This window comes from Halobaculum magnesiiphilum, assembly GCF_019823105.1.
GTDB lineage: Archaea > Halobacteriota > Halobacteria > Halobacteriales > Haloferacaceae > Halobaculum > Halobaculum magnesiiphilum.
The window spans coordinates 2,646,695-2,669,456 of record NZ_CP081958.1 but is presented as its reverse complement, the minus strand read 5'-3'; the positions used below and the strand labels follow the sequence as shown (position 1 = coordinate 2,669,456).

General features: G+C 71.1%; 19 protein-coding genes. 5 read left to right on the top strand and 14 right to left on the bottom strand.

Going from position 1 to position 22,762, the window contains the following annotated elements; translation table 11 throughout:
- Positions 1 to 7 precede the first annotated feature (7 nt).
- The 5 genes from sppA to K6T50_RS13630 form a co-directional block, all read right to left on the bottom strand.
- On the bottom strand, positions 8 to 1,033 hold the full coding sequence (sppA, locus tag K6T50_RS13650) for a signal peptide peptidase SppA (RefSeq protein ID WP_222607120.1): 1,026 nt from the start codon (positions 1,031 to 1,033) through the stop codon (positions 8 to 10).
- 126 nt (positions 1,034 to 1,159) lie between these two features.
- A complete protein-coding gene (locus K6T50_RS13645) occupies positions 1,160 to 2,083 on the bottom strand; it encodes a coiled-coil protein (protein WP_222607119.1) in 924 nt (307 codons plus the stop codon).
- A 335-nt stretch (positions 2,084 to 2,418) separates the two neighbouring features.
- Entirely contained in the window at positions 2,419 to 3,222 is an 804-nt protein-coding gene (locus K6T50_RS13640; RefSeq protein WP_222607118.1) for a metallophosphoesterase, read from the bottom strand.
- Positions 3,222 to 5,108 carry a hypothetical protein gene (locus tag K6T50_RS13635; protein WP_222607117.1) on the bottom strand — a complete coding sequence of 629 codons (1,887 nt, stop codon included), beginning with the start codon at positions 5,106 to 5,108 and terminating at the stop codon, positions 3,222 to 3,224. The genes K6T50_RS13640 and K6T50_RS13635 overlap by 1 nt, the downstream gene beginning before the upstream one ends.
- The gene (locus K6T50_RS13630; RefSeq protein ID WP_222607116.1) at positions 5,105 to 6,370 is read right to left on the bottom strand and encodes a Single-stranded DNA binding protein; all 1,266 of its coding nucleotides are present in this window, start codon (positions 6,368 to 6,370) and stop codon (positions 5,105 to 5,107) included. Before K6T50_RS13630 ends, K6T50_RS13635 begins: the two co-directional genes overlap by 4 nt.
- Before the next feature lie 243 nt (positions 6,371 to 6,613).
- Between K6T50_RS13630 and K6T50_RS13625 the strand changes: the two genes are divergently transcribed.
- Positions 6,614 to 8,050: a PAS domain-containing sensor histidine kinase gene (locus tag K6T50_RS13625; RefSeq protein WP_225935328.1), complete on the top strand. Its 1,437-nt coding sequence runs from the start codon at positions 6,614 to 6,616 to the stop codon at positions 8,048 to 8,050.
- A 54-nt stretch (positions 8,051 to 8,104) separates the two neighbouring features.
- On the opposite strand, the gene mutS is transcribed toward K6T50_RS13625, so the two are convergent.
- The 3 genes from mutS to K6T50_RS13610 all read right to left on the bottom strand — a co-directional run bounded on the left by mutS (position 8,105) and on the right by K6T50_RS13610 (position 11,983).
- The gene (mutS, locus tag K6T50_RS13620; RefSeq protein ID WP_222607115.1) at positions 8,105 to 10,861 is read right to left on the bottom strand and encodes a DNA mismatch repair protein MutS; all 2,757 of its coding nucleotides are present in this window, start codon (positions 10,859 to 10,861) and stop codon (positions 8,105 to 8,107) included.
- A gap of 216 nt (positions 10,862 to 11,077) precedes the next feature.
- On the bottom strand, positions 11,078 to 11,440 hold the full coding sequence (locus K6T50_RS13615) for a hypothetical protein (RefSeq protein WP_222607114.1): 363 nt from the start codon (positions 11,438 to 11,440) through the stop codon (positions 11,078 to 11,080).
- Between the two features lie 60 nt (positions 11,441 to 11,500).
- Positions 11,501 to 11,983 (bottom strand): zinc ribbon domain-containing protein, encoded by a 483-nt coding sequence (locus K6T50_RS13610; protein ID WP_222607113.1) that lies wholly within the window; start codon positions 11,981 to 11,983, stop codon positions 11,501 to 11,503.
- Positions 11,984 to 12,126: 143 nt separating this feature from the next.
- On the opposite strand from K6T50_RS13610, the gene K6T50_RS13605 reads away from it, so the two are divergent.
- Together K6T50_RS13605 and K6T50_RS13600 are read left to right on the top strand one after the other, a co-directional pair.
- Entirely contained in the window at positions 12,127 to 12,813 is a 687-nt protein-coding gene (locus K6T50_RS13605) for a DsbA family oxidoreductase (protein ID WP_222607112.1), read from the top strand.
- Positions 12,814 to 12,927: 114 nt separating this feature from the next.
- A complete protein-coding gene (locus K6T50_RS13600) occupies positions 12,928 to 13,797 on the top strand; it encodes a DUF7839 domain-containing protein (RefSeq protein WP_222607111.1) in 870 nt (289 codons plus the stop codon).
- Between the two features lie 254 nt (positions 13,798 to 14,051).
- On the opposite strand, the gene K6T50_RS13595 is transcribed toward K6T50_RS13600, so the two are convergent.
- The 5 genes from K6T50_RS13595 to K6T50_RS13575 all read right to left on the bottom strand — a co-directional run bounded on the left by K6T50_RS13595 (position 14,052) and on the right by K6T50_RS13575 (position 19,302).
- Positions 14,052 to 14,918 carry an SDR family NAD(P)-dependent oxidoreductase gene (locus K6T50_RS13595; RefSeq protein ID WP_225935327.1) on the bottom strand — a complete coding sequence of 289 codons (867 nt, stop codon included), beginning with the start codon at positions 14,916 to 14,918 and terminating at the stop codon, positions 14,052 to 14,054.
- A gap of 294 nt (positions 14,919 to 15,212) precedes the next feature.
- Positions 15,213 to 15,749 (bottom strand): winged helix-turn-helix domain-containing protein, encoded by a 537-nt coding sequence (locus K6T50_RS13590; RefSeq protein ID WP_222607110.1) that lies wholly within the window; start codon positions 15,747 to 15,749, stop codon positions 15,213 to 15,215.
- A gap of 154 nt (positions 15,750 to 15,903) precedes the next feature.
- Positions 15,904 to 17,052 (bottom strand): acyl-CoA dehydrogenase family protein, encoded by a 1,149-nt coding sequence (locus K6T50_RS13585; RefSeq protein WP_222607109.1) that lies wholly within the window; start codon positions 17,050 to 17,052, stop codon positions 15,904 to 15,906.
- A 77-nt stretch (positions 17,053 to 17,129) separates the two neighbouring features.
- Complete coding sequence (locus K6T50_RS13580; protein WP_222607108.1) at positions 17,130 to 17,990, bottom strand: alpha/beta fold hydrolase; 861 nt, start codon at positions 17,988 to 17,990, stop codon at positions 17,130 to 17,132.
- 88 nt (positions 17,991 to 18,078) lie between these two features.
- Entirely contained in the window at positions 18,079 to 19,302 is a 1,224-nt protein-coding gene (locus K6T50_RS13575) for an acyl-CoA dehydrogenase family protein (RefSeq protein WP_222607107.1), read from the bottom strand.
- 156 nt (positions 19,303 to 19,458) lie between these two features.
- Between K6T50_RS13575 and K6T50_RS13570 the strand changes: the two genes are divergently transcribed.
- Both K6T50_RS13570 and K6T50_RS13565 read left to right on the top strand, forming a co-directional pair.
- Positions 19,459 to 20,529: a phosphotransferase family protein gene (locus K6T50_RS13570; RefSeq protein WP_222607106.1), complete on the top strand. Its 1,071-nt coding sequence runs from the start codon at positions 19,459 to 19,461 to the stop codon at positions 20,527 to 20,529.
- 169 nt (positions 20,530 to 20,698) lie between these two features.
- On the top strand, positions 20,699 to 21,670 hold the full coding sequence (locus K6T50_RS13565; protein WP_222607105.1) for an alpha/beta fold hydrolase: 972 nt from the start codon (positions 20,699 to 20,701) through the stop codon (positions 21,668 to 21,670).
- A gap of 79 nt (positions 21,671 to 21,749) precedes the next feature.
- Here K6T50_RS13565 and K6T50_RS13560 read toward each other — a convergent pair whose 3' ends face one another.
- Entirely contained in the window at positions 21,750 to 22,694 is a 945-nt protein-coding gene (locus tag K6T50_RS13560; RefSeq protein WP_222607104.1) for a hypothetical protein, read from the bottom strand.
- Positions 22,695 to 22,762: the final 68 nt, after the last annotated feature.

The window sequence follows — 22,762 nt, the reverse complement described above, 5'->3', positions numbered from 1 at the left end:
CAGCGACTTACCGTCGGAAGCGCATATCGCCGGCGCCGTTCCCGCCCGTGCTCCCGTCCCCGGCGACGGCGTCGGCGACGCCGGCGCCGAGGGCGTACGCCGTCGCGGCGGCGCCGCCGCGGAGGCGTCCCATGAGCCCCGAGCTGGGCGTGAACTCCTCGACGACTGCCTCGTGTCCGGTCAACTCCTCGATCCGGTCGAGCACGGCCTCGCGGTCCCCCAGCCCGTCGACGAGGCCGCGCTCGTGCGCCTCGGTTCCGAGGAACACCCGCGCTTCGGTCTCGCGGACCGCCTCCTCGTCCATGTCGCGACCCTCGGCCACCTGCTCGACGAACTGGTCGTAGTAGTCGTCGACGATGCCCTGGAGGTACGCCCGCTCGTCGGGCGTGACCTCCTTCAGCGGGAGGCCGGCGTCCTTGTACTCGCCGGCGGTGAACTGCTCGTAGCTGACGCCGAGGCGGTCGGCCAGCTCGTGGACGTTCGGGCGCGAACCGATGACGCCGATGGAGCCGACGACGCTGCCCTCGCGGGCCCACAGCTCGTCGCAGCCGACCGCGATCGCGTAGCCGCCGCTGGCGCAGGTGTCGGTCGCGTAGCCGACCGTCGGGCCGTCGAAGCGCTCGGCCGCCAGCCGGATGTCCTCGCTGGGGACGATCTGGCCCCCGGGCGTGTTCAGCTTCACGAGCAGCGCCTCGGCGTTCGGGTCATCGTCGGCGCGTTCGATCTGGTCGACGACCTCGTCGGCGCCGGGGGTCGTCGGCGACGAGGGGAGCCCGCCGCCGCCCCCGTCGCGGGTGATCGGTCCCTCGACGGCGACCTCGGCGACCGTGTAGTCGGCGAAGCGCGACGCCAGCGTCCCGCCGGCGACCTTGAGCGCGACCGCGACGACTGCGATGGTGAGCACGACCCCGATCAACTCCGCGAGGTCGCCCGGCACGACCACGAACAGGACGTAGCCGACCAGCGCCGCGATCACGGCGGCGGCGACGAGGACGGCCACGCCGAGGACGGATCTCCCAGTGGTGTTTGCCATGGCCTCGCTTCGAACGGGAGCGAAATAAGGTCGGGTGCCGGCGAACGGGCGCGGCGGCTCTCGGGTATGGGAAAACCGCAGAACGTCAGATCGCGATTCGGACCGTCGGCGCGTCGGATCCCGCGCTCAGAGAAGCCCGGTCTTCTGGAGCTTCATCAGGTCCTCGGTGTCGAGGGTTTCGCCTTCCTTGAACTTCTGGTAGATCTCCTCGGCCTCCTCGCGCTCCTCTTCCATCTTGGCCTCGCGCTCCTCCTTCTTCTCCTCCTCCTCCTCCTTGTCCAGCTCGCGCAGGCGCTTCTGGACGCGGACGAAGTCCTCGTGGTGCTGGTCGGCCGACTCCTGTGCCTCCACGAACAGCTCGTGCATGGCGTCCGCCTCGTCGCGGATCTCGTCGGCCTCGCGGTAGGCCTCGATCATCTGGTTGTGGTGCTCCTGGGCCTCGTCGGCCAGCTCGGTCACCTTCTGGTGGTGCGTCGACGCCTCCGAGCGGACCTCCTCGGCCTCCTCGATGAGCTCCTCCAGCTCGTCGCTTTGGTCGACCTTGCCCTTCTTCTCGGCGAGCTTCTCGCGCTTGTTCTCGATCTTCTCGATGAGTTCGCGCTCCTCGTCGGTGCCGAGGACTTCGGTCTGCTGTTTGAACTCGAGGTCTTCGATCTCCTCTTTGAGCTCCTCGATGGACTTGCCCGAGCCGAGCTCGAGGTCCTGCTTCATCTCCTCGACCTCGTCGAACAGCTCGTTCGCCTCGGCGTTCAGCTCGTTGCGCGACTCCTTGTGCTCCTGGACCTGTTCGTTGAGCTCGTCGCGCATCTCGCGATGCTCCTGCGCCTCGTCGACCTTCTCGCGTGTCTTCGCGTTCAGGTCGTCGCGCTTGGATGCGCGCTCGGACGCCATCTGGTTGAGCTCGTTACGTCGGTCGCGGAGTTGACCGGCCTTCTTGATCAGCTGGCCCTTCGAATCGTTCTCCAGTTCCTCCTCGGAAAGGGAGACGTTTCGTGATTCATCCAACTGATCGAGACCGTACTCTTCGAGAACTTCCTCTTTCGTTACCATGGTTCGTTACCTCGACACCATACTGCTTCGGACTCAGCGGACGCTCTGCGACTGCCTGCGTCCGTCTGGGGGTGAAAACACCGTGTCATTCAGCGATCGATGCCACCACGCCCGAAGGCGTTCTGGTACCTGTACATATACGGTTTCCGTATATAACTCCTTCGCTGTTTCGGGGCGAAAACGCGTGGTAGGGGCCCTCATACCGCCGGGAACGTGTGATCCGCTCACACGCCGGGGCTCGTTCGGCCGATCCGGAACCGGCCGATCCGAACGCGGCGGATCTGAACGCGGCGGATCTGAACGCGGCGGATCCGGTTCCGACGGGGCGTCCTCCGTCAGATCCGGCGATACGAACCAAGCCGGGTGCCGTCGAGGAGGTACGCCTCGCCGTCGGAGAGCGCGTCCGGGAGGAACGGCGCGAGAAAGCCCTTCCCCTCGACGTTCACCCACGTGCCGCCCGATCGGTCGTTGAACGCCGGAAACACGATCAACTCCGGGTCCCGCCACTCCACATCGGCGCTCGCGAGATCAACACTACCGTCGAAGGCCGCACGCGAGAGCGGTCCGCGCAGCCAGGCCTTCTCCGCGCGCGCGCCGCCGACATCGTCCTCCAGCCTGACGGCGACGTGTTCGTGGCCCATACAGACGACCATCGCGCCGAGCACCTCCGGCGACGGCCACGTGTGGCCGTGGAGCACGCCCACGTCGCCGAGACGGGCGCCGCCGGGCGGCGTTGTCTCGATCCGGTCGCCGAACGACTCGGCGATCCCGGTGTCGTGGTTGCCGGGCGCGAGCGTCACGGGGACGCCGACCGCCGACAGCAACGCCGCCAGCTCCTCGCGCTCTGCGTCGCCGGCGCCGCCGACCCGATGACTCAGGTCGCCGAGGACGACGAGCCGGTCGGCGCCGGTGCGCGCGAGCAAGTCGAGCACGCGCTCGCGACGCTCGTCGCCGGCGCTGTCGAGTTCGACGCCGCGCTCGTAGCGGAGGCCGGCCTCGATGCCGGCGTGGTAGTCGGCGATCAGCAGTCCGGTCTCCCCGCCCAAGTCGGCGACGGCGGCGGGCGCGTCCGGCACCGGCTCGACGAGCGGCGACGACCGCCGGTCCGACGGCGGGTCCCGGTCCGCGCCCCCGGCCATCAGATCGGCTTGAGCGCCCCGTCGGCCGGCTCGTAGCACTTGCCGCTCATCAGCGCCTCCTGGATGGCGTCCTCGGCGTCCCCGGGGTCGACGCCGTGGCGCTCGACCGCGGCCGCGACGACGGCCTCGCGGTCGGCGCCGTCGCCCTCGTCCAGTTCCGCCATCAGGTCGACGACGGCGTCCTCCAGGTCCACGTCCGCGGTGGCGTCGTCCTCCCCGTCGGTCGCGGCGTCCTCCTCGTCGGACGCATCGAACTCGCCGAGGTCGCCGTCGGCGGACGCATCGTCGCTACCGGCGGACACGTCGTCGCTACCGGCGGACGCGTCCTCGGCGGCACCGGTGTCCGCCGATCCGTCCGTCGAATCGGCGGCCGGCTCGGAAGCCTCCGCGGGGTCCGTTCCGTCGTCGTCCGGCTCCGGCGTCTCGATGCCGGACTCGCCGGCGTCGGGCACCTCGCTCCCCGTGGAGAACTCGACGCCGTGTTCCTCCTCGACCTCGCGGCGCTCCTCGTCACTGAGGGCGTCCTCGAAGTCCTCGGGGTCCGCGTCGGCGTCGACGGCCGAGTCGTCCGCCTCCGCGTCGAACTCGCCGAGGTCGCCGTCGGCGTCCTCGAAGTCGCCGAGATCGTCCACGCCACCCGATTCGGCGGGCTCCGGCTCCGCGCTCGCGCCCTGATCGGTCTCGGCGACCGACGCCTCCGTGTCGGGGTCTCCGGCCGCGTCCGCGGGTTCGGTCGCCGCGGCGGCGTCCCCGTCGCCCTCGTCCGCGGCGTCGGCCGCGGTCGGCTCGTCGTCGTCAGCCCCGTCCACCTCGGCGCCGGCGTCGGCGGACTCGACGGGCTCCGGTTCGGCGCCCGCGCCGGGATCGGCCTCCGCGACGGCGACGCTGTCGTCGGTCGCGTCAGCCGCCTCCGCCGGTTCGCCGGCCTCGTCTGGGTCGTGGGCGCCGGACTCGTCGACGGTCGACGCCGTCGAGGCCGCCGCGTCGGTCCCCGCCGCAGCCGGATCGTCGGCGGCTCCCGTGTCGGCCTCCGACGCGTCCGCATCCGCCGCGTCGACGGACTCGGCCGACTCGACGGGCTCGGACTCGGGTTCGGGGTCGGGCGCGGTCGCGCCCGCGAAGTCGTAGGGTACCTCGGGGAGCGGGCCGAGGTCGGCCTCGCCGCGGTCGCCGGGATCGGCCGAGAGCGCGCGCACCTCCTCGCGCTCGTCGGCGACGACCTCGAGCGCGTCGACCGCGACCGTCCGGACGGCCTCTAGGTACCGCGTCCCCGTGTCGTAGTGGTCGATCGCCAGCGGGACCCCCGCCGCCAGCGCCGTCGGGACGCCGGCGTCCTCCAGGCGGGCGCGCAGGCGGTCGCCGCGCTCGTCCATCGAGAGCGCCTCGGCGAACACCGCGACCCGCCGGAGCGTCGCCTCCGCGGCGGAGACGACCCAGCGGTCGCGCGTGTCGGCGTCGACGGTCGCGAAGCTCTCCGGGCGCACGGAGGTGTACACCAGATCGGAGTCCTCAGGCTGGAACGTGCGTGCCTTCCCCGTGAGCGCGACGAACGCCGGCGGCGTCGTCCGGTCGAGGAACGCCGCCTCGTCGGGCTGGTACTGCCCGGCGTAGGTGACGAACGCGCCCGTCGGGTCGACGACGCGTCCGCGAAGCGTCTGCTCGTTCACCGATTCGACCTCGGTGAGCACCCCGACCGCGAACAGCCGGTTCACGCGCAGGCCCGTCGGGGTGACGACGTAGTTGGGCGCGCGCTCCTCGTCGCTCTCGGAGTGTTCGAGGTCGGCGTCGTCGAACTCCGTGGCGAACAGCCGGTGGGCGACCTCGCGGCTGCCCGGTCCGGGGTCGCCCCCGTCGCCCCCGTCGTCGTCGCCGTCGCTCGAACTCACGCGTCCACCTCCGCGAGGAGGTCCGCGGCACGCGCGGCCGGGTCGTCCTCGCTGGGCTCGAACTCGGTCGCGTCGAGGTTCGCGCCGTACTCGTCGACCGAGAGATGGCCGCGCACGCGGTACTCCCGCCCCACGAGCGTCTCGGCGATGTCGTCGGCCACGACCTCGCGGCTCATCGCGTCGCGGGCGGCCTCCAGCGCATCCTGTAGGGTGCCGCCGTAGATCTCCTCGGTCAACTCCCGGTCGAGGATGGCGGTCACGGTCGCGGTGCCGTCGTCGAGGATCGCCTTCACGCGGAGGTCGTCCTCGGGGTCGACCTGCCCGTGGCTGCGGCACTGGCCGTTCTGGACGAGCCGGCCGCACTCGGGACACCGCTCGATGAGCCCGGAGCCGTCGCGCACCTCGAGCACGTTGCCGAGCACCTCCACGTCGTACATCCCGCCGGAGGTGACCGCCTCGCCGACGCTCACGCGGGGCGCCTCGTCGCTCACCTCGACGCTCGCGGGCGACACCTCGGTGAACTCGGTGAGGTTCACCGAGGGGACGCCGCGGAACTCCCGGACGTACACGTCCTCGATCCGGAGCTCGGCGCCCTCGACGACCGCCTCGCGGGCCTGCCAGTCGGTGAACGGGAGCCGGGCGGTCTCGTCGCCGATGACGCCCGAGTGGATCGTCGTCTCGCCGTCGCGGCCGTCGATGGTGCGCTGTTCGAGTTCGAGCACCTTCGCCTCGACCGTGCGACCGCGGTCGCCCGCGGCCAGGTCGACGAGGTCGCGTTCGCCGCCGATCTCGTAGGGTACCTCGAGCGTCTCCCCTTCCATCGCGACCGACGAGGACTCCCCGAGGTTGAGTTCGGGCTCGCCCTCCCACTCGCGGACGCTCGCGTTGCCGACGGTGACGGTGTCGCCCGCCTCGAAGCCGAAGTCCTGCCAGGCGGTGTAGCTGATCGTCCCGGTTTCGTCGGCGAGTTCGCCCTCGCGGATGACGGTGTCGTCGCCCTGATAGCGGATCGACCGCCGCCCGACCGTCAGCACGCGCGCGGTGACCGTGACGTTGCCCGAGTCGGGCGTGATCTCGGCGATGTCGACCGACGAGGGCGCCGCGTCGCCGCCGCCCCCCCCGCCGTACTTCCGGCGCACGGACTGCTTGGCCTCGTCGATGGGAACGCTGTACTCCAGGAGATTCTCCAAGTCGCGCTTGACCTCCTCTGTGTCTTCGCCGAGAGCGGAGGCGAGCTCCTCGGCGTGTGCGTCGATGTCCATGTGTTCCGTCCGAGTCTACCTCCCGACTCCTGTTAAACTCACCGCGCGGAGGGCGTTCCCCCGCCGGCTGTCGGAACCGGCGGGGGCGGGAACGAAGCGGACGGGCAGAAGCGGTCGGGGACGGCGCGGGGATCCGGAACTGCCCGACCGACTGGAGGACCGGCACCGTCCGCCCTACCGGAATACCGAGAGCGCCGAACCGCGAGCGTCGCGTGCGTATCGGGGGCGAGCCGTGTTTTTTGTGTGGTGGCCTCCACGGTACCGAACGTGTACGGGTCCGAGGAGCTGGTCGCGCTGCTCGACAACGCCCACGACAAGATCGTCGTCATCGACGACGACGGCGTCTACCGGTACGCGAACGCCGCGGCCGAGCGGGTCGTGGGGTACGAGCCGTCGGAGATCGTGGGGACGGCCAGCTTCGCGTACGTCCACCCGGGCGACCGCGACCGCGTGCGGTCGACGTTCGAGACAGTCATCGGCGACGACCCGGGCGCGACGACGGAGGTCGAGTACCGCCACCGCACCGCCGACGGGGGGTACGTGTGGCTGCGGAGCCGGGTGATGAACTCGACGGACGACCGCCTCGACGGCTACGTCGTCAGCTCGACCGACGTGACCGAACGCAGACGTGCGGAGGCCGAGCACGAGGAGGCCCAGTCGCGGCTGGGCGAGCTCGCCGCGAACACGACGGAGGTGCTGTGGATGTTCGACGCCGACTGGTCGGAGGTGCTGTTCGTCAACGACGCCTTCGAGGACCTCTGGGGGATCCCGGTCGAGCGGCTCCGCGAGGACCCCCGCGTCTTCCTCGAGGGGGTCCACCCGGACGACCGCGACCGCGTCCGGGCGGCGATGCGGGAGCTGTCGGCCGGCGAGGCCGTCGACATCGAGTACCGCGTCGCCCCCGACACCGGCTTCCGGCGCTGGGTGTGGGTGCAGGGTCGACCCGTGTTCGAGGACGGCGAGGTCGTCCGGATCGTCGGCTTCGTCCGCGACGTGACCGACCGACGCCGGCGCGAGCAACACCTGCGCGTGATGGGGCGGCTCCTCCGGCACAACCTCCGCAACGACCTCAACGTGATCCTCGGCCGGGTCGAGCTACTGAAACACCGCGAGGAGGTCCCGACCGACGCGAGCGTGGCGTCGATCGTCGAGACGGCCGAGTCGCTCCTCGCGACCGCCGAGAAGGAGCGACTCATCGTCGAGACGCTGGCCGAGACCGAGGAACGCGTCGTGGTCGATCTCGCGGCGGCCGTCCGGTTCGCCGCCGAGGAGGTCCGCGCGGAACATCCCGAGGCGACGATCACCACGAGCGTCGAGGAGGGCCACGAGGCGATCGCGTTGCCGGATTTCGCGATCGCCGTGCAGGAGCTCCTGACGAACGCCGTCAATCACGCCGAGACCGACCGACCGCGGGTGTCCGTCTCGACCGTCGAGGAGGGGGACCGCGTGGGGATCGCGGTCGCCGACGACGGTCCCCCGATCCCCGAGGGAGAGTACGCCGTCCTCGCCGGCGACACCGAGATCGACAGCCTCAATCACGGCTCGGGGCTCGGACTCTGGCTCGTCCACTGGCTGGTCGACCTCTCGAACGGCGAGATCCGGTTCGACTGTGGTCCGGGGAAGGGAAACCGCATCACGATGCTGTTCAACCGGCCGCCGGACGACCCGGAGGGGCGGTGAAACGGCGCCGAGTAGGTCGAAGCGGGATCCGGGCGCGACCGGTCGCGCCCCAACTTACCCCCCGTCGAGCCGGTCTTGCCACTCCTGCACCTTCGCCATGAGCTCGACGGGGGGCGTCTCGTTCACGTCCGTCCCCCGCAGCGCCGACAGCACGGCCTCGGTCTCGGGGTCGAGTTCCACGTCAGCGTCGGCCGTCGCCGCGGCGGCCCCGTTGCCGGCGGGTGCACGAGCCGCCGATCGGTCCGCGTCGCCCTCGGCCCCAGCGTCGCCGGCGTCCCCGGCGGCCCCGGCGTCCCCGCTGCCGGACGCGAACTCGCCCGCCGAGAGGTCGAACACCGCCTGTTTCGTCCCGGTTCCGCCCCCGTCGCCGCCCTCGGCGCCCTTCGCCTCGATCGCCTTCTCCTCGCGCAGGCGGTCGAGCACCTCGTCCGCGCGGCCGACGACGGGGTCGGGTACCCCCGCGAGGTCGGCGACGTGGACGCCGTAGCTGCGGTCGGTCGGCCCCTCGCGCACGCGCCGGAGGAACGTCACGTCGCCGTCGCGCTCCTCCGCGGCGACGTGGACGTTCGCGACCCGCGGGAGGTGTTCCGCGAGGGCGGTCAGCTCGTGGTAGTGGGTCGCAAAGAGCGTCTTCGCGCGCACCTCGTTGTGCAGGTATTCGGTGGCGGCCCAGGCGATGGAGATGCCGTCGTACGTCGCCGTGCCGCGGCCGACCTCGTCGAGGATGACAAGCGAGTCCTCCGTCGCCGAGTGGAGGATGTTCGACAGCTCCTGCATCTCGACCATGAACGTCGAGCGTCCCTGCGCGAGCTCGTCGAGCGCGCCGACGCGGGTGTAGACGCCGTCGACGAGCGGGAGCGTCGCTGAATCGGCGGGGACGAACGAGCCGGTCTGCGCGAGCAGCGAGATCAGCGCACACTGGCGCATGTACGTGGACTTCCCGCTCATGTTCGGCCCGGTCACGATGAGGAAGCCGCGCTCGCGGTCCATCCGGAGGTCGTTGGGCACGAAGTCGGTCGTCCGCTCGACGACCGGGTGTCGCCCGGCCTCGATGTGAAGCTCGTCGCCGTCGGTGAACTCCGGGCGCGTCCAGTCGTTCGTCGCGGCGTGGTGGCCCAGCGCCGCGAGCACGTCCAACTCGGCCAGGGCGCGCCCCACGTCCTGGAGGAGTTCCGCCTCGCTCGCGACCCGCTCGAGAACCTCCTCGAAGATGCGCCGCTCCAGTTCCTCGCGGCGCTCCTCCATGCGGAGGACGGTGCGCTCGCGCTCCTCCAACTCCTCGGTGACGAACCGCTTGGAGTTCTTCAGCGTCTTGATCTCGCGGTAGTGCTCGGGCGCCTGCCCGGCGACGGACTTGCCCACCTGAATGTAGTACCCGTCCGTCTTGTTGCGGTCGACCGACACGTGACTCAGGCCGTGTCGGTGCTTCTCGCGCTCCGCGAGCGTGTCGAGCCACTCGAGGGCCTCCTCGTACTCCTCGACCAGCTCGTCCAGTTCCTCGTCGTATCCGCGGGCGATGACGCCGCCGTCGCCGCCGATGCTCCCCGGCGGCTCCTCGGCCAGCGCCTCGCGCAGTTCGTCATGGAGGTCGCGGGCGGCCGCCTGGTCGGGGCGCGCGAGCACGTCGGGGACGGGCGAGTCCGCGAGCTCGGTGCCGTCGATGGCGGCGGCCAGTTCCGGGAGCCGCCCCAGCGCCGACCGGACGGCGACCAGATCCCGCGGTCCGGCCGAGCCGCTCGTCGCGCGCGCGGCCAGGCGTTCGAGGTCGGCGGTTCCGTCGAGGGTGTCGAGCAGGCGATCGCGCGCCAGCGCCGCGCCGGCGAACGCCTCGACGGCGGCACCGCGTCGCTCCAACTCGCCGCGGTCGCGCCAGGGTCTGGTGAGCCACTCGCGCAGCAGGCGCGTGCCGGCGGCCGTCTCGGTGTGATCGAGGGTGTCCAGCAGAGTGCCGGTGTGCTCGCCCTGCATGGTCTCGACGAGCTCCAGATTGCGCTGGGTCGTCGCGTCGAGGGCGACCCTGCCGCCCGCGTCCAGCCCGCCGAGCCGGGTCATCGACGCGAGCACGCCCGCGCCCGTGTCGTCGACGTACTGGAGGACGGCGCCGGCGGCGGCGACCGCGGGGTCGGCGTCGAGTCCGACGGCGTCGAGCGCCTGCGTCCCGAAGTGGTCGCCGAGGCGGTGCCGCGCGCGACCGGGCGCGAACGCCTCGGCCTCGTGGAGCGTGAGGCGAGCGTCAGTCGACTCCCGCAGATCCGCGAGCCGGGCGTCCTCGTCCCGGACGCCCGGCCCGGGGAGCAGTTCGACCGGGGAGAAGCGGTGAAGCTCCGCGCGCACGTCGTCGAGGTCGGCGACGGCGGCGGCGTGGAACCGGCCGGTGGTGACCTCCGCGAACGCGACGCCCCACGGCTCGTCGTCGGCGCCGTCGGCGCCGGCGTCGTGTTCGACGGCCGCGAGCCAGCGCGCCTCGGCGCCGTCGGGGTCGACGACGGTTCCCGGGGAGACGACGCGCTCGATCTCGCGGGCGTGGCCGTCGTCGGTCTCGTACTGCTCGGCGACGGCGACGCGGTAGCCGCGCTCGACGAGCGCCGTCAGGTACGGCGTCAGCTCCGAGAGTGGGACGCCCGCCATCGGGTACGAGGAGCCGTGGCTCGACTTCTGGGACACCTTGAGATCCAACTCGTCGGCGACGAGCTCGGCGTCGTCGGCGAAAAATTCGTAGAAGTCGCCGCACTGCATCGCGAGCACGTCCGCGTCCGTGGACTCCTTCAGCGAGAGGAACTCGCCCACGATGCCGCCGGCGTCGGTCGTCATTGTCTGGTCGATGATGGTGCCGTGTCCGGGTAAAACGCTACGGGTCCCGCTTCGCCGACGGTATCGCCGCCGCGGCCCGGGGCGACGCCCCTACCCGACGCCCGCGGAGAAGCGGCGACGGTCACTACTGCGTTTCGGGGGCCGCTTCTACGTTTCGCCTCGAAAGCATGTGGGACCCGCCGGTCCCGCGGGCGGCTCACGACCCGCCGCGGCAACTCACGCCCCGGGGATCCCGAGCGCGGAGAAGCCGCCGAAGCCGACCGCCGACAGCAGCGACAACACGAGCGAGGCCGCGAGCCACCCGACGAGCGCGATCCCCGCCGCGGTGATCCAGCCACCCCTGTAGCGCCACTTGATCACCGCGAGGTACGCGAGGTACGTGAGCGCGGTTCCGAGCAACGGCAGCCAGCCGAACAGCGCGCTCGCGACGACCCACGCCAGCGCCCCGATGAGCGCCGTCCAGACGGCGTGCTCGTAGCTCCGGGCGTCCGACAACACCAGCGCCCCCGCGTGGATGCCGATTCCCCCCACCAGCGCGCTCACGACGAAGACGACGAGCGAGTCGATCGCTGCGACCATGCGCCGAGTCCGTCGGCCGTCGGGGAAAGCGTGACGGCGGCTCGGGCCGACGGCGGCGCCCTACGGGTTCGACCCGTCGTCGGGGCCGCCGGCCGCCTCGGACGTCCCGGGACCGCCCCAGTCGATCCGGGCCGTACACCACGGACAGAAGTCGAGGTCGGCGTCGAGGTCCTTCCCGCAGTTGGGACATGTTAGCGAATTTTCTTCGGATTGGTACTCGTTTTCTATATCAGGTTTAGAACTTTGAGAGGTAGAATTGATTCTCCGGGCCACAAAATACGCATCTACTACGCTAGCAATAACTACCAGTGTGACTTCAGGAGGCATCATAGGATATGTTTGGGGGTCTGAAACCACAACAGACTCAAACATGTCAACTGGTGCAAACAGAAGAACGGCTGCAAAGGTCACAGCCAGCCAAGCGAACCCGCGGAGCCACCGGCGGAGATACGCGTGACCCAGCCCGGTGACCGCGAGCGCGAGGAGGACCGCGAGCCACGGTCGCTTGCGACCCGTCGGGCCGCCGAGACGGGGGAGATTCATACCTCCACAGGGGTGGCCCACCCGTGAAAAACCCGCCGGTACCGCGGACCCGGCCGTGGCTCCGTCGCCGCCCCGGCCCCGGTCGTGCGCGGAGAACGGCCGGGAGCGACGAACCCTAAACCGGGGGCGTCCTTTGGACGGCCGTGAGCACCGACGACGCATCCGCCGACGACCCGGCCGACGACGCGAGCGAGCGACGACCGGTCACGATCTACTCCGACTTCGTCTGTCCGTTCTGCTATCTCGGGCGGGCGTCGCTGCGACAGTACCGCGAGGACCGCGCCGAGCGCGACCTCCCCGAGGTGGACGTGGAGTGGCAGTTCTTCGACCTCCGCGGGCACAAGCGCGGCCCCGACGGCGAGATCCGCGACGACGTGAACGACGGCAAGGACGAGGACTACTACGATCAGGTGCGCGAGAACGTCGTGCGCCTGCGCGAGGAGTACGACGCCGAGGAGATGCTCGCGTTCGACGAGGTGCACGACGCCGACTCCTGGGACGCCCAGCAGGCCGCGCTGTACGTCAAGCAGTCGTACGACCTCGACACGTTCCGCGAGTTCTACGACGCCGTCCTCGAGGCCCACTGGGAGGACGGCCGCGAGATCGACGACCTCGACACCCTCGCGGAGCTGGCCGAGTCGGTCGGCTTCGACGGCGCGGAGGTCCGCGACGCGGTCGACGACGAGCGGCTGGCCGAGGAACTGGAGTCGCAGTTCGAGGCGGCCCGCGAGCGCGGCGTCACCGGCGTGCCGACGTTCGTCGCCGACGGCCACGCCGCCCGGGGGGCGGTGCCGCCGGAGCACCTCCAGCGGCTCTTAGAGGGCGTCTGATCGCGGGCACCCACCCGACCGCGAGCACAACTCCGCTTGAGGGTGATCGGCCCTCGGCCGCGATCTCCGGACGGGGACCGCAACTCTATTTGTGTTCGTCCCCGTATATCGACCGTGAGCGACGGTACGGACGGCGACGCCGACCTCGGCGTCCTCCGACACAAGCGCGACGCGACGCGGTACCGCATCCTCGTCGAGATCGCCGAGCGCCAACCGGCGGTGAGTCAGCGCGAGATCGCCGACGCCATCGGGATCACCGCCCAGGCGGTCTCCGAACACCTCGGCGACCTCGCCGACGGCGGCTTCGTCGACCGCGAGGGTCGCGGGCGCTACCGCGTCACCAAGGAGGGCGTCGACTGGCTCATCTCCCGGACCGACGAGCTCAGCGAGTACCTCGATCACGTCACGAACGACGTGCTGGGCGACGTGGAGGTCGAGACTGCTCTCGCGGACGGCCCCGTCGAGGAGGGTGATCACGTCGGCCTCTCGATGCGCGAGGGAGTCCTCCACGCGCGCCGGGTCGCCGACGCGGACGGCGACGCTCCCGACACGGACGCCGCGTCCGGCGGCTCGGACGACGCCGGCGCCACCGCGGTCGCCGTCACGTCCGGCGAGTCGGGCGACGACGTCGGCGTCGCGGAGTTCGACGGCGTCGTCGACTACGAGCTGGGCGCCGTCACGGCCGTCACCGTCCCCGGCGTCCGCGACGGCGGGAGCGGCGCGATCGACCCCGACCGACTGCGGGACCTCGCCGGCGACGCCGACCTGGTCGTCGCCGCGGGGACCGAGGCGCTGGCTGCACTGGGTCGCATCGACCGCGACCCGGACGTGCGCTTCGGTACCGTCGACGCCGTCCGCGAGGCCGCCATGCGCGGGCTCGACGTGCTGTTGGTCGTCGTCGCCGGCGACCTCGCGGCACACGCCGAGGGGCTCCGCGAGACCGCCGTCTCCTACGAAGTCGTCGACGCGTCCCGCGAGCCGTAGATGTTTTCACTTCCGATAACCGGCGGCGTAGGTTGAAGTAGTCCGTCCCGGAGGTCGAGGTATGCGCACCGAGACCGCCGTTCGCGTCCGACTCGGCCTCGCGACCGCGGCAGTGCTCGCGGTCACCGCCGTCGCCGCGCTCGGCCTCGCCAGCATCGCGCTGTGAGCTACGCACCCGGGGCGACGACCTCGACCTTCAGGCCGTCCGGGGACTCGCAGTAGAGCGCGTAGTACCCGCAATCGAGCGGGTCGTGCTACTGCTGCGGGAGCTCCTCGCCCTGCGGGACGCCCTGGGCCGCCACCGTCTCGCCGGTCATGTAGCTGGCGGCGTCGCTCGCGAGGAAGCGGGCGATGTCGGCGATCTCCTCGCTCGTACCGATCCGGCGGTCCACGTCGCCGCGGTCGACCTCGTCGGCGGAGACGCCCATCTGTTGTTCGACGCCCGGCGTCGCCACGAACCCGGGAGCGATGCAGTTGACGCGCACGTCCCGGCCGGCCCACTCCAGCGCGAGCGTCTCGGTGAGGTTGATCACGCCCGCCTTCGCCGCGCCGTAGTGGCTCATGTACTGAGCGGCACGTCGGCCCGCGACGCTCGCGAGGTTGACCACCGTGCCGCCGCCGTCGGCGAGATGGTCGCCGGCGGCCTGCGTGCAGTGGAACGTGCCGTGGAGGTTGATGTCGACGATGGTCTCCCACCCGTTCGCGGAGATGTCCTCGAAGGCCGCCATGAACGACGCGCCCGCGTTGTTCACGAGCACGTCGAGCCCGCCGAACTCCTCGACGGTCGCCTCGACGAGCGCGTCGACGGCGTCGCGGTCGGTCACGTCGCACTCGACGGCGAGACAGCGACCGTGAGCGGGGTCCGCACCCGGCTCGTCGTCACCCTCGGCATCGCCGTCCGTGTCGGCGTCGGCCTCCGCGGCCTCGTTGATCGCCTCGGCGACGGGGTCGACGTTCCCCTGCTCGCGCGAGCAGACGACCACGTCGGCGCCGTCGGCGGCGAACTCCTCGGCGATCGCGCGGCCGATCCCGCTGGAGGCGCCGGTGACCACCGCCACCTCGCCCGAAAGCGAGAAGCGGTCGGCGATCCGGCGGGCGGCGTCGTCGCCGGGGTCGCTCACGCCGACCACCCGCCGGACGAGGGCGTCGGGGTCGTCGCACGGGTGCGGGCGGGAGGGCGGGGATTTCCGTGGGGATCCGTGTCGTGTGTGTCCATGTGATGCGATTCCGCGTCGTGTGGGTCAGTGTGTCGTGTCATCGACAGTGGGTCGGGGGCGGAATCCCATGAATCCCGGGGGGCGAACCCGGCCGAAACTTACCATTGGTAAGCTCGCGGCGGTACACCTATCGGTCGGCCCTCGGGTCCCCGTGGTATAACGAGCGACGGGTCGAAGGGTGGACGACAGTCCAGTCCTCTACTCCTCGCGTAAGGTCCGGAAGATCTCCGGGTCGGTGCGGAACTTGAGGACGTTGTGGACGACGTGGTTCCGGAGGTTCGAGACGACCGCGCCGTGTTCCTTGTAGAACTCGTGGATCCACTTCGACTGGGCCTCCCGGGTGGGGAACATCATCACCGACTTCCACTGGTACTCGCCGTCAGAGAGGAAGTACAGCAGCGTGTGAGGATCGTCGCGGATGTACTCCATCGCCGCGCGCCACTCCTCCGCGAAGTTGGAGGGGTCGAACTTGAACTCGAACAGGCCGAAGGCGTAGTAGTCCTCGTTCGGGACGATGGCGTCGCGGAACACGCCCCGCTCGCGCATCTTCCGGAGCGTCTCGCTGACGGTGACGTGCGAGACCTCGATGCCGTAATCGGCCTCCAGCACCCGCGACAGCTCCCGCGAGGAGATGCCCGGGTTGTCGGCGACCTCCTCGAGGATCGCCACGTCGCGCTCGGAGAAGTCCCAGTCCGGGGCGTCGCCGCCGGGGTGGTCGCCGGCGTCGTCGCTCATTCCCCACCCCTCTCGGCGCCGTATCCGAGTCCGAGGCCGAAACCGAGGCCGAGTCTGAGGCTGATGCTCCCCGGCCGATGCCGGGCGGCACTCGTCCGCGAACGTGCCGACGAACCGTTGCGACCGTCCGTCTGACCGCTCCCTCCTCGCGCGCTCACAGCAGCTGATCCGAGATGATGTTCTTCTGGATCTCGGAGGTCCCCTCGTAGATCTTCGTGATCCGTGCGTCGCGGTAGAAGCGCTCGGCGGGGTGGTCCGTGACGAAGCCGGCGCCGCCGTGGACCTGGATCCCCTCGTCGGCGACCTCGACGGCGCGCTCGGAGGCGAACAGCTTCGCCATCGACGCGAACTTCGCGGCCAGCTGGTCGTTGCCGTCCGCGTCGACGACCGACGCCGCGCGGTACGTCAGCGACCGCGCCGCCTCCACGTCGGTAGCCATCTCGGCGAGCTTGTGGGAGATCGCCTGGTACTCCTGGATCGTCTTGCCGCCCTGCTCGCGCTCGCCGGCGTATTCGACGGCGGCGTCGAGCGCGCCCTGGGCGGCGCCGACGGCCTGCGCGGCCACGGAGGTGCGCCCGCCGGCGAAGAACGCCATCAGCTGGTAGAAGCCCTGGTCGACCGCGCCGATCACGTTGTCCTCGGGGACGCGCACGTCGTCGAGACGGATCTCCGCGAGGTCGGAGGCGCGGATACCGAGCTTGTTGTCGATCTTCGTCGGCTCGAAGCCGTCGCGGTCGGCCTCGACGAGGAACGCGGTGATGCCCCGGTGGCGCTCGCCGGGCGAGGTCTTCGCCATCACGACCGCCACGTCGGCGATCGTCCCGTTCGTGATCCACATCTTGTCGCCGTCGAGCACCCACTCGCCGGCCTCCTCGTCGAGTTCCGCGCGGGTCTCGATACCCGCCACGTCGGAGCCGTGCGCGGGCTCGGAGATGCACGAGCAGGTGGCCGCGTCGCCGGCAGCGACCTTCGGGAGCCACTCTTCTTTCATCCACTCGTCGCCGAACTCCCGGATCATCGTCGTGCCGAAGCCGCGCGAGCCGATGGCCGAGCCGATCCCGGGGTCCGCGCGCCACAGCTCCTCGGTAACGACCGCCGAGGTCAGGAGATCCATCCCGGCGCCGCCGTACTCCTCGGGGATCGTCGGCGCCACCAGGTCGTACTGTGCGGCCTGCTCGACGAGGTCGTGCGGGTACTCGCGCGACTCGTCGTGTTCGCGCGCGACGGGTCGGATCTCGTTTTCCCCGAATTCCCGGACCACGTCGCGGATCGCCTCCTGTTCGCTCGAAAGCTGGAACGACATGGCGGCTCTGGAGTTTCCATCGCTAAATAGCCACCGCCGGTTCCCGTCCGTCCGCGAGCGCCGCGAACGGGTTCGGGTCAGTCCGCGAGGAACGTCCGCACCCGCTCGCGGTACGCCTCGGTGCGGTCGTGAGTGACCCAGTGGTAGGCGTCGTCGAGACCGACGACCTCGGCGTCGCCGGCGACGGCGTCGGCGAGGCGCTCTGCGTTGTCGATCGGCTGGAGCACGTCGTCGGCGCCCCACAGACACAGCGTCTCGGCGGTGATCGCCCCGTAGTTGATGCAGGTCGTGTGGTTGGTGTTCGTCGCGACCGCCGCCCGCGCAAGCGCCGGCCGGCCGCCCTCGCGGGCCCACGGCGCCCGCATCCCCGCGACGAACGACGGGTCGGCGTCGCCGTGGGCGCCCTCGGCGAACAGGAACTCCATGTTCTCCTCGAACTCCGCGTCGTCCCAGCCCTCGACGACGCCGGGCACGCCGAGGGAGTTGATGTACTCGACCGGCCACGAGTCGAAGCACGCGGCGTTCGACAGCACCAGCTTCCGCACCTGTCGTGGGCGGGCGGCGGCGAACCGCAGCGCGACCCCGCCGCCGATGTCGTGGGCGACGAGGTCGACCTCTTCGTACCCCGCGTCGGCGATCAGTTCGGCGAGCACGCCCGTCTGCGCGCGGATCGACCGGTCGAAGTCGTCGGTACGCTGGGAGTTGCCGTAGCCGACGAGGTCGGGGGCGATCACGTGTCTGTCCTCGGCGACCGCGGGGGCGATCCCCCGCCACAGGAACGACCACGTCGGGATCCCGTGGAGGAAGATCGCCGGCGGACCGCCGTTGTCGCGGCCGGCCTCGTAGTACGCCACGTCCAGCTCCCGGCCGTCGACGACCGCCGTCGTCTCCGACTGGGCGGCCGTCCACGCCTCGTGGTCCGCGTCGACTGTCACCATGGAAGCCCCGTCGCCCGCGGGGGACAAAAATCGGGGCGACGGTTCGGCCGCGGCGGCTTCCGGTCGGGGGCGGTTTTTCGCCGGATCCCTACCCGTTCGGTTCGCCGTAGCGCGTCGCGTTCGCCAACTCCGACTCGTCCACGTCCGAGAAGGCGTCGCGGGCGATGACGCGCCGGTGGACCTCGTCGGCGCCGTCGATGATGCGGAACTGTCGGACCGACTCGTAGAAGTCCCCGATCGGGAGGTCCTTTCCGATACCGTTGGCGCCGCACAGCTGGAGCGCGGTGTCGACGATGTCCTGGACCGTGTTGGCGGCGAACGTCTTGCTCATCGCGACCTGCACGCGCGCCTCCTCGCCGCGGTCGATCCGGTCGGCGGCGTCGCGCACCATCGTCCGCACGGCGTGCAGCTCCGTCTCCGCGTCGGCGACGTCGTGGCGGACGGCCTGCTTGTCCGCGATCGGGCCGCCGAAGGCCTCGCGCTCGCTGGTGTAGGCCTTCGCCACGTCGAGCGCTCGCTCGGCCATCCCGGCGAATCGCATGCAGTGCGTGAGCCGGGCGGGGCCGAGACGCTGCTGTGCGTGGGCGAACCCCTCGTTCAGGGTCCCGAGGAGGTTCTCCTCGGGGACGCGGACGCCGTCGTACTCGATCTCCGCGTGGCCGACGCCGGTCACCCCGCCGCCGACGTGGGGGATGTCGCGGACGACGTTCACGCCCGGCGTGTCCGCGGGGACGAGAAACAGCGAGGTTCCCTCGTAGGGGTGTGCGTCGGGGTCGGTGCGCGCCATCACGATGAGCACGTCCGCCTCGGTGCCGCCGGTGGTCCACCACTTGTGGCCGTCGATGACCCACTCGTCGTCCTCCTTCTCGGCCGTCGTCCGGATCATCTTCGGGTCCGACCCGCCGCCCTGCATCGGCTCGGTCATCGAGAACCCGGAGGAGACCTCGCCGGCGACGAGCGGGCGGAGCCACCGTTCCTGCTGCTCGTCGGTGCCCAGCAGTTCCAGGGTGTGCATGTTCCCCTCGTCGGGGGCGTCGACGCGGCAGGCCGCAGCGCCCAACAGCGACCGTCCAGCCTGCTCGAACATCGGGAGCACGTCGCGGAAGGCCATCCCCATGCCGCCGAACTCCTCGTCTATCTGCGGGCAGAACACGTCGTACTCGCGGGCCGCCTCGCGGAGCTCCGCGAGCCGCTCGTCGCTCACGGGGCCGTCCCCGAGCACCTCCCGTTCCACGGGGATGACCTCCTCGTCGACGAACTCCCGGGTTCGCTCGGCGAGCGCGCGCGCCGCCTCGCTGTCGTCGTATTCCATACCACGGGGTCCGACCGCCGAGGCAAAACACTACCCCCGAACGCCCGCCAGAATCGCCCGCCCGAACCGTCAACCCGAACCGCCCGACGGGGCGGGGCGACGGCCGCGCGCTCGCGACCCCCGGCGTTTTTCGTGGCCGGTGTGCAACCGACTCGCATGTCCGACGACTCCGAGGCGTACGTCCGACGCCTCGTCGACCCCGAGCGCCTCCGCTCGTACCTCGCGGCCGAGTTGGACCCGGCCGACGAGTTCGACGTGCGCCGCCACCCGGAGGGCCACTCCAACGAGACCCTGTTCGTCACCCACGGCGACCGCGAACTCGTGATCCGCCGGCCGCCGCCGGGCGAGACCGCCGAGACCGCCCACGACGTGCTCCGGGAGTACCGCGTGATGGACGCGCTCCAGGACACCGGCGTCCCGCTTCCGGAGACGGTGCTCGGGTGCGACGACCACGACGTGCTCGGCTCGGACTTCTACGTGATGGAGCGCACTCCGGGCGACGTGCTCCGCGATGACGAACCCGAGCGCTTCGCCGCGCCCGAGCACCGCCGTCGCGTCGGGGGGGAGCTGGTCGACGCCCTCGCGGCGATCCACGCGGTCGACCCCGGTGCGGTCGGCCTCGGCGAGTTCGGCCGCCCCGCGGGCTTCACCGAGCGGCAGGTGGATCGCTGGGCGAAGCAGTTCCAGTGGGCCTTCGAGGTGACCGCCGACGACCGTGAGGTGCCCGAGATCGCCGAGGTCACCGAGTGGCTGAAGGCGAACGTCCCAGCCGACCACGAGCACGCGCTCGTCCACGGCGACTACAAGCTGGACAACGTCATGTTCGCGCCCGGAACGCCGCCGGAGCTGGTCGCCGTCCTCGACTGGGAGCTGTCGGCGCTTGGCGACCCGCTCACGGACCTGGGCTGGATGCTCTCCTTCTGGCGCGACCCCGGCGACCCCGCGCCGGCGACGCCGGAACTCACCTCGACGGTCATGGAGCGCGAGGGGTACCCGAGCCGCCGAGACCTCGTCACGCGCTACGAGGACGCGACCGGGATCGCCTACGAGCACGACCGCTTCTACCGGACGCTCGCGGTGTACAAGCTCGCCGCCCTCGGGGAGATGTTCTACCGGCGATACCTGGAGGGCAACAGCGACGACCCCCTGTACCCGACGATGGAGACGCGGGTGCCGGCGTTGGCACAGCGGTGTCTCCGGATCGTCGACGGCGAGGAGCCGTTGTAACTCCGCGAGACCCGGCCGACCGATCGACCGTCCATCGCGGAGTCGTCGTCGCGTCGTCGTCGAGTCGATATCGGGTCGCCGGCGGGTCCGATCGCCGTGTCGCCGGCGCGGACCGCCATGTCGGTCGGCTGCCACGCGAACTAAGTTCACGGCGGTCCTACGATCCTCCATGACTCTTCGATCGAAGCTCTCCTCGACGATCAAGTACGTCGCGCTGGGCGCGGGGATCACAGTCGCGGCGACGCGCGCGCTGCGCGCGAAGGCGGGTCAGCTCGAACCGCCGCTTCGCGGCGTCCAGCGCACCTATCGCTGGCGCGGGATGGACATCGCCTACACCGAGGCCGGCGACGGGGACGACGAGACGCTCGTCCTCCTTCACGGGATCAACGCCGCCGGCTCCGCCGGCGAGTGGCGCGAGGTCTTCGCCGCGCTCTCGAAGGAGTACCACGTCGTCGCCCCGGACCTCCCCGGGTTCGGGCGCTCCGATCGCCCGCCGCTGCGGTACTCGGCGGCGCTGTACGAGGACTTCGTCCGCGACTTCCTCGCGGAGTACGACGAGCCGCGCGTGGTCGCCTCGTCGCTGACGGGCGCGTACGTCGCCGCCGTCGCCGACGGCCTCGACCTCGCCGATCTCACGCTCGTGTGCCCGACCGCGGTCGCGGGGCCCGAGCCGCCCAAGACCGCGGTGCGGGAGCTGATCCGGGCGCCGATCGTCGGCGAGGCGGTCTTCGGGCTGCTCGCCTCCAAGCCCTCCATCGCCTACTTCAACGCCGACCACGGCTACTGGGACCCCGAGAAGGCCGGCGACGACTGGCCCGACTACGAGTGGCGCACGACCCACCAGAAGAACGCGCGCTTCGCCCCCGCGTCGTTCGTCTCCGGGTTCCTGAACAGCGACGTGGACCTCGCGGACGCGCTCGCGGCGCTGGAGGCGCCGACGACGATCGTGTGGGGACGGGAGGCCGACCTCCCGCCGCTCGCCGAGGGGCGTGACCTCGCGGACGCCGCCGGCTGCGAGCTGGTCGTGTTCGACGACGCGATGTTGCTCCCGCACGTGGAGTTCGGCGAGCAGTTCGTCGGCGTCGTCGCCGGCGACCGCCCCGACGAGACGGTGACCGTCGAGCAGGGAGAGGGAGCGTAGCCGCCCGATACATCGACCGCTGGCCCGAGAGCCACCGGCGGGTCCGTCGGCCACGGCTGATACCGGGTTCGCGGCGGCCTCACCAGCTGTGCATCCCCGCCTCGAGGACGACCACCACCGCTCGGTCCGCTGCCAGCAGAGAGGTGTACGCGAGCGCCGGAACGAGCAGCGAGTCGGTGCGGTCGTACGTGTACGCGGCGACGCCGAGAACCGCGAGCCGGGTGCCCGCGAACATGCCGCCCGCGACCGACCCGATCCCGGCGACCCCCGAGAGGAGAACGACCGCCCCGAACGACAGGAGCGGGACGTACGCCAGGAACTTGACCCGCTCGCGCTCGACGCGGTCGGCCGCGAACACCCCGACCCCTACGAGGAGCGTGAACAGGACCGCGCCGACGAGTTTGCCCGTGTCGGGGACGGGGACCAGTCCGCCGGTCCCGCCGACCAGCACGAAGCCGGCCACGAGCGTCGTCAGGACGACGGCCGTGCCGTCGTCGACCGCACGTGCGAGGCTCCCCTGGACGAGAACGTGACAGACGATCACGAGGGCGGGGACGGCGGCGACGGCCCCGACCGCCGTCACCAGCACCACCGGCGTCAGTGACGCGTCGGCGGCGACGGACGTCTTCGTCAACGAGTTGTACGGGACGCCGGTGACCGTGCCGACGAGTTCGGTGAGGGCGACGAGGGCGACGGGAACGGCGACCGCGGCCGCCGCGAGCGGCAGATCGCGCCGCGACGGGAGCCGGACGCCGGGACCGATCCCGCGGACGGACGCGTACGCGCCGGCGAACGCCGCGACGCCGGCGACGAAGACCCCGCCCGCGACCAGGCCGCCCACCAGCACTCCGCCGAACGGCGGGGACGACGCGAACGCCGCCGAGACGGCGCGCTGCCAGAGCGACAGGCCGACGAGCGCGGCGGTGAGGGTCGACAGCTCGGCCGCGATCCGGCGGTTCGTCCGATCGGGCACCCCGACGGCGTTCCGGAGGGACACGAGCGAGCGGGCGTCGCTGTCCGACATAGGTGTTCCCCTCGGGGAATCAGTTCTGAGTTCCCCGGTCGGTGGTCGGCGATCCGGCGGAACGGACG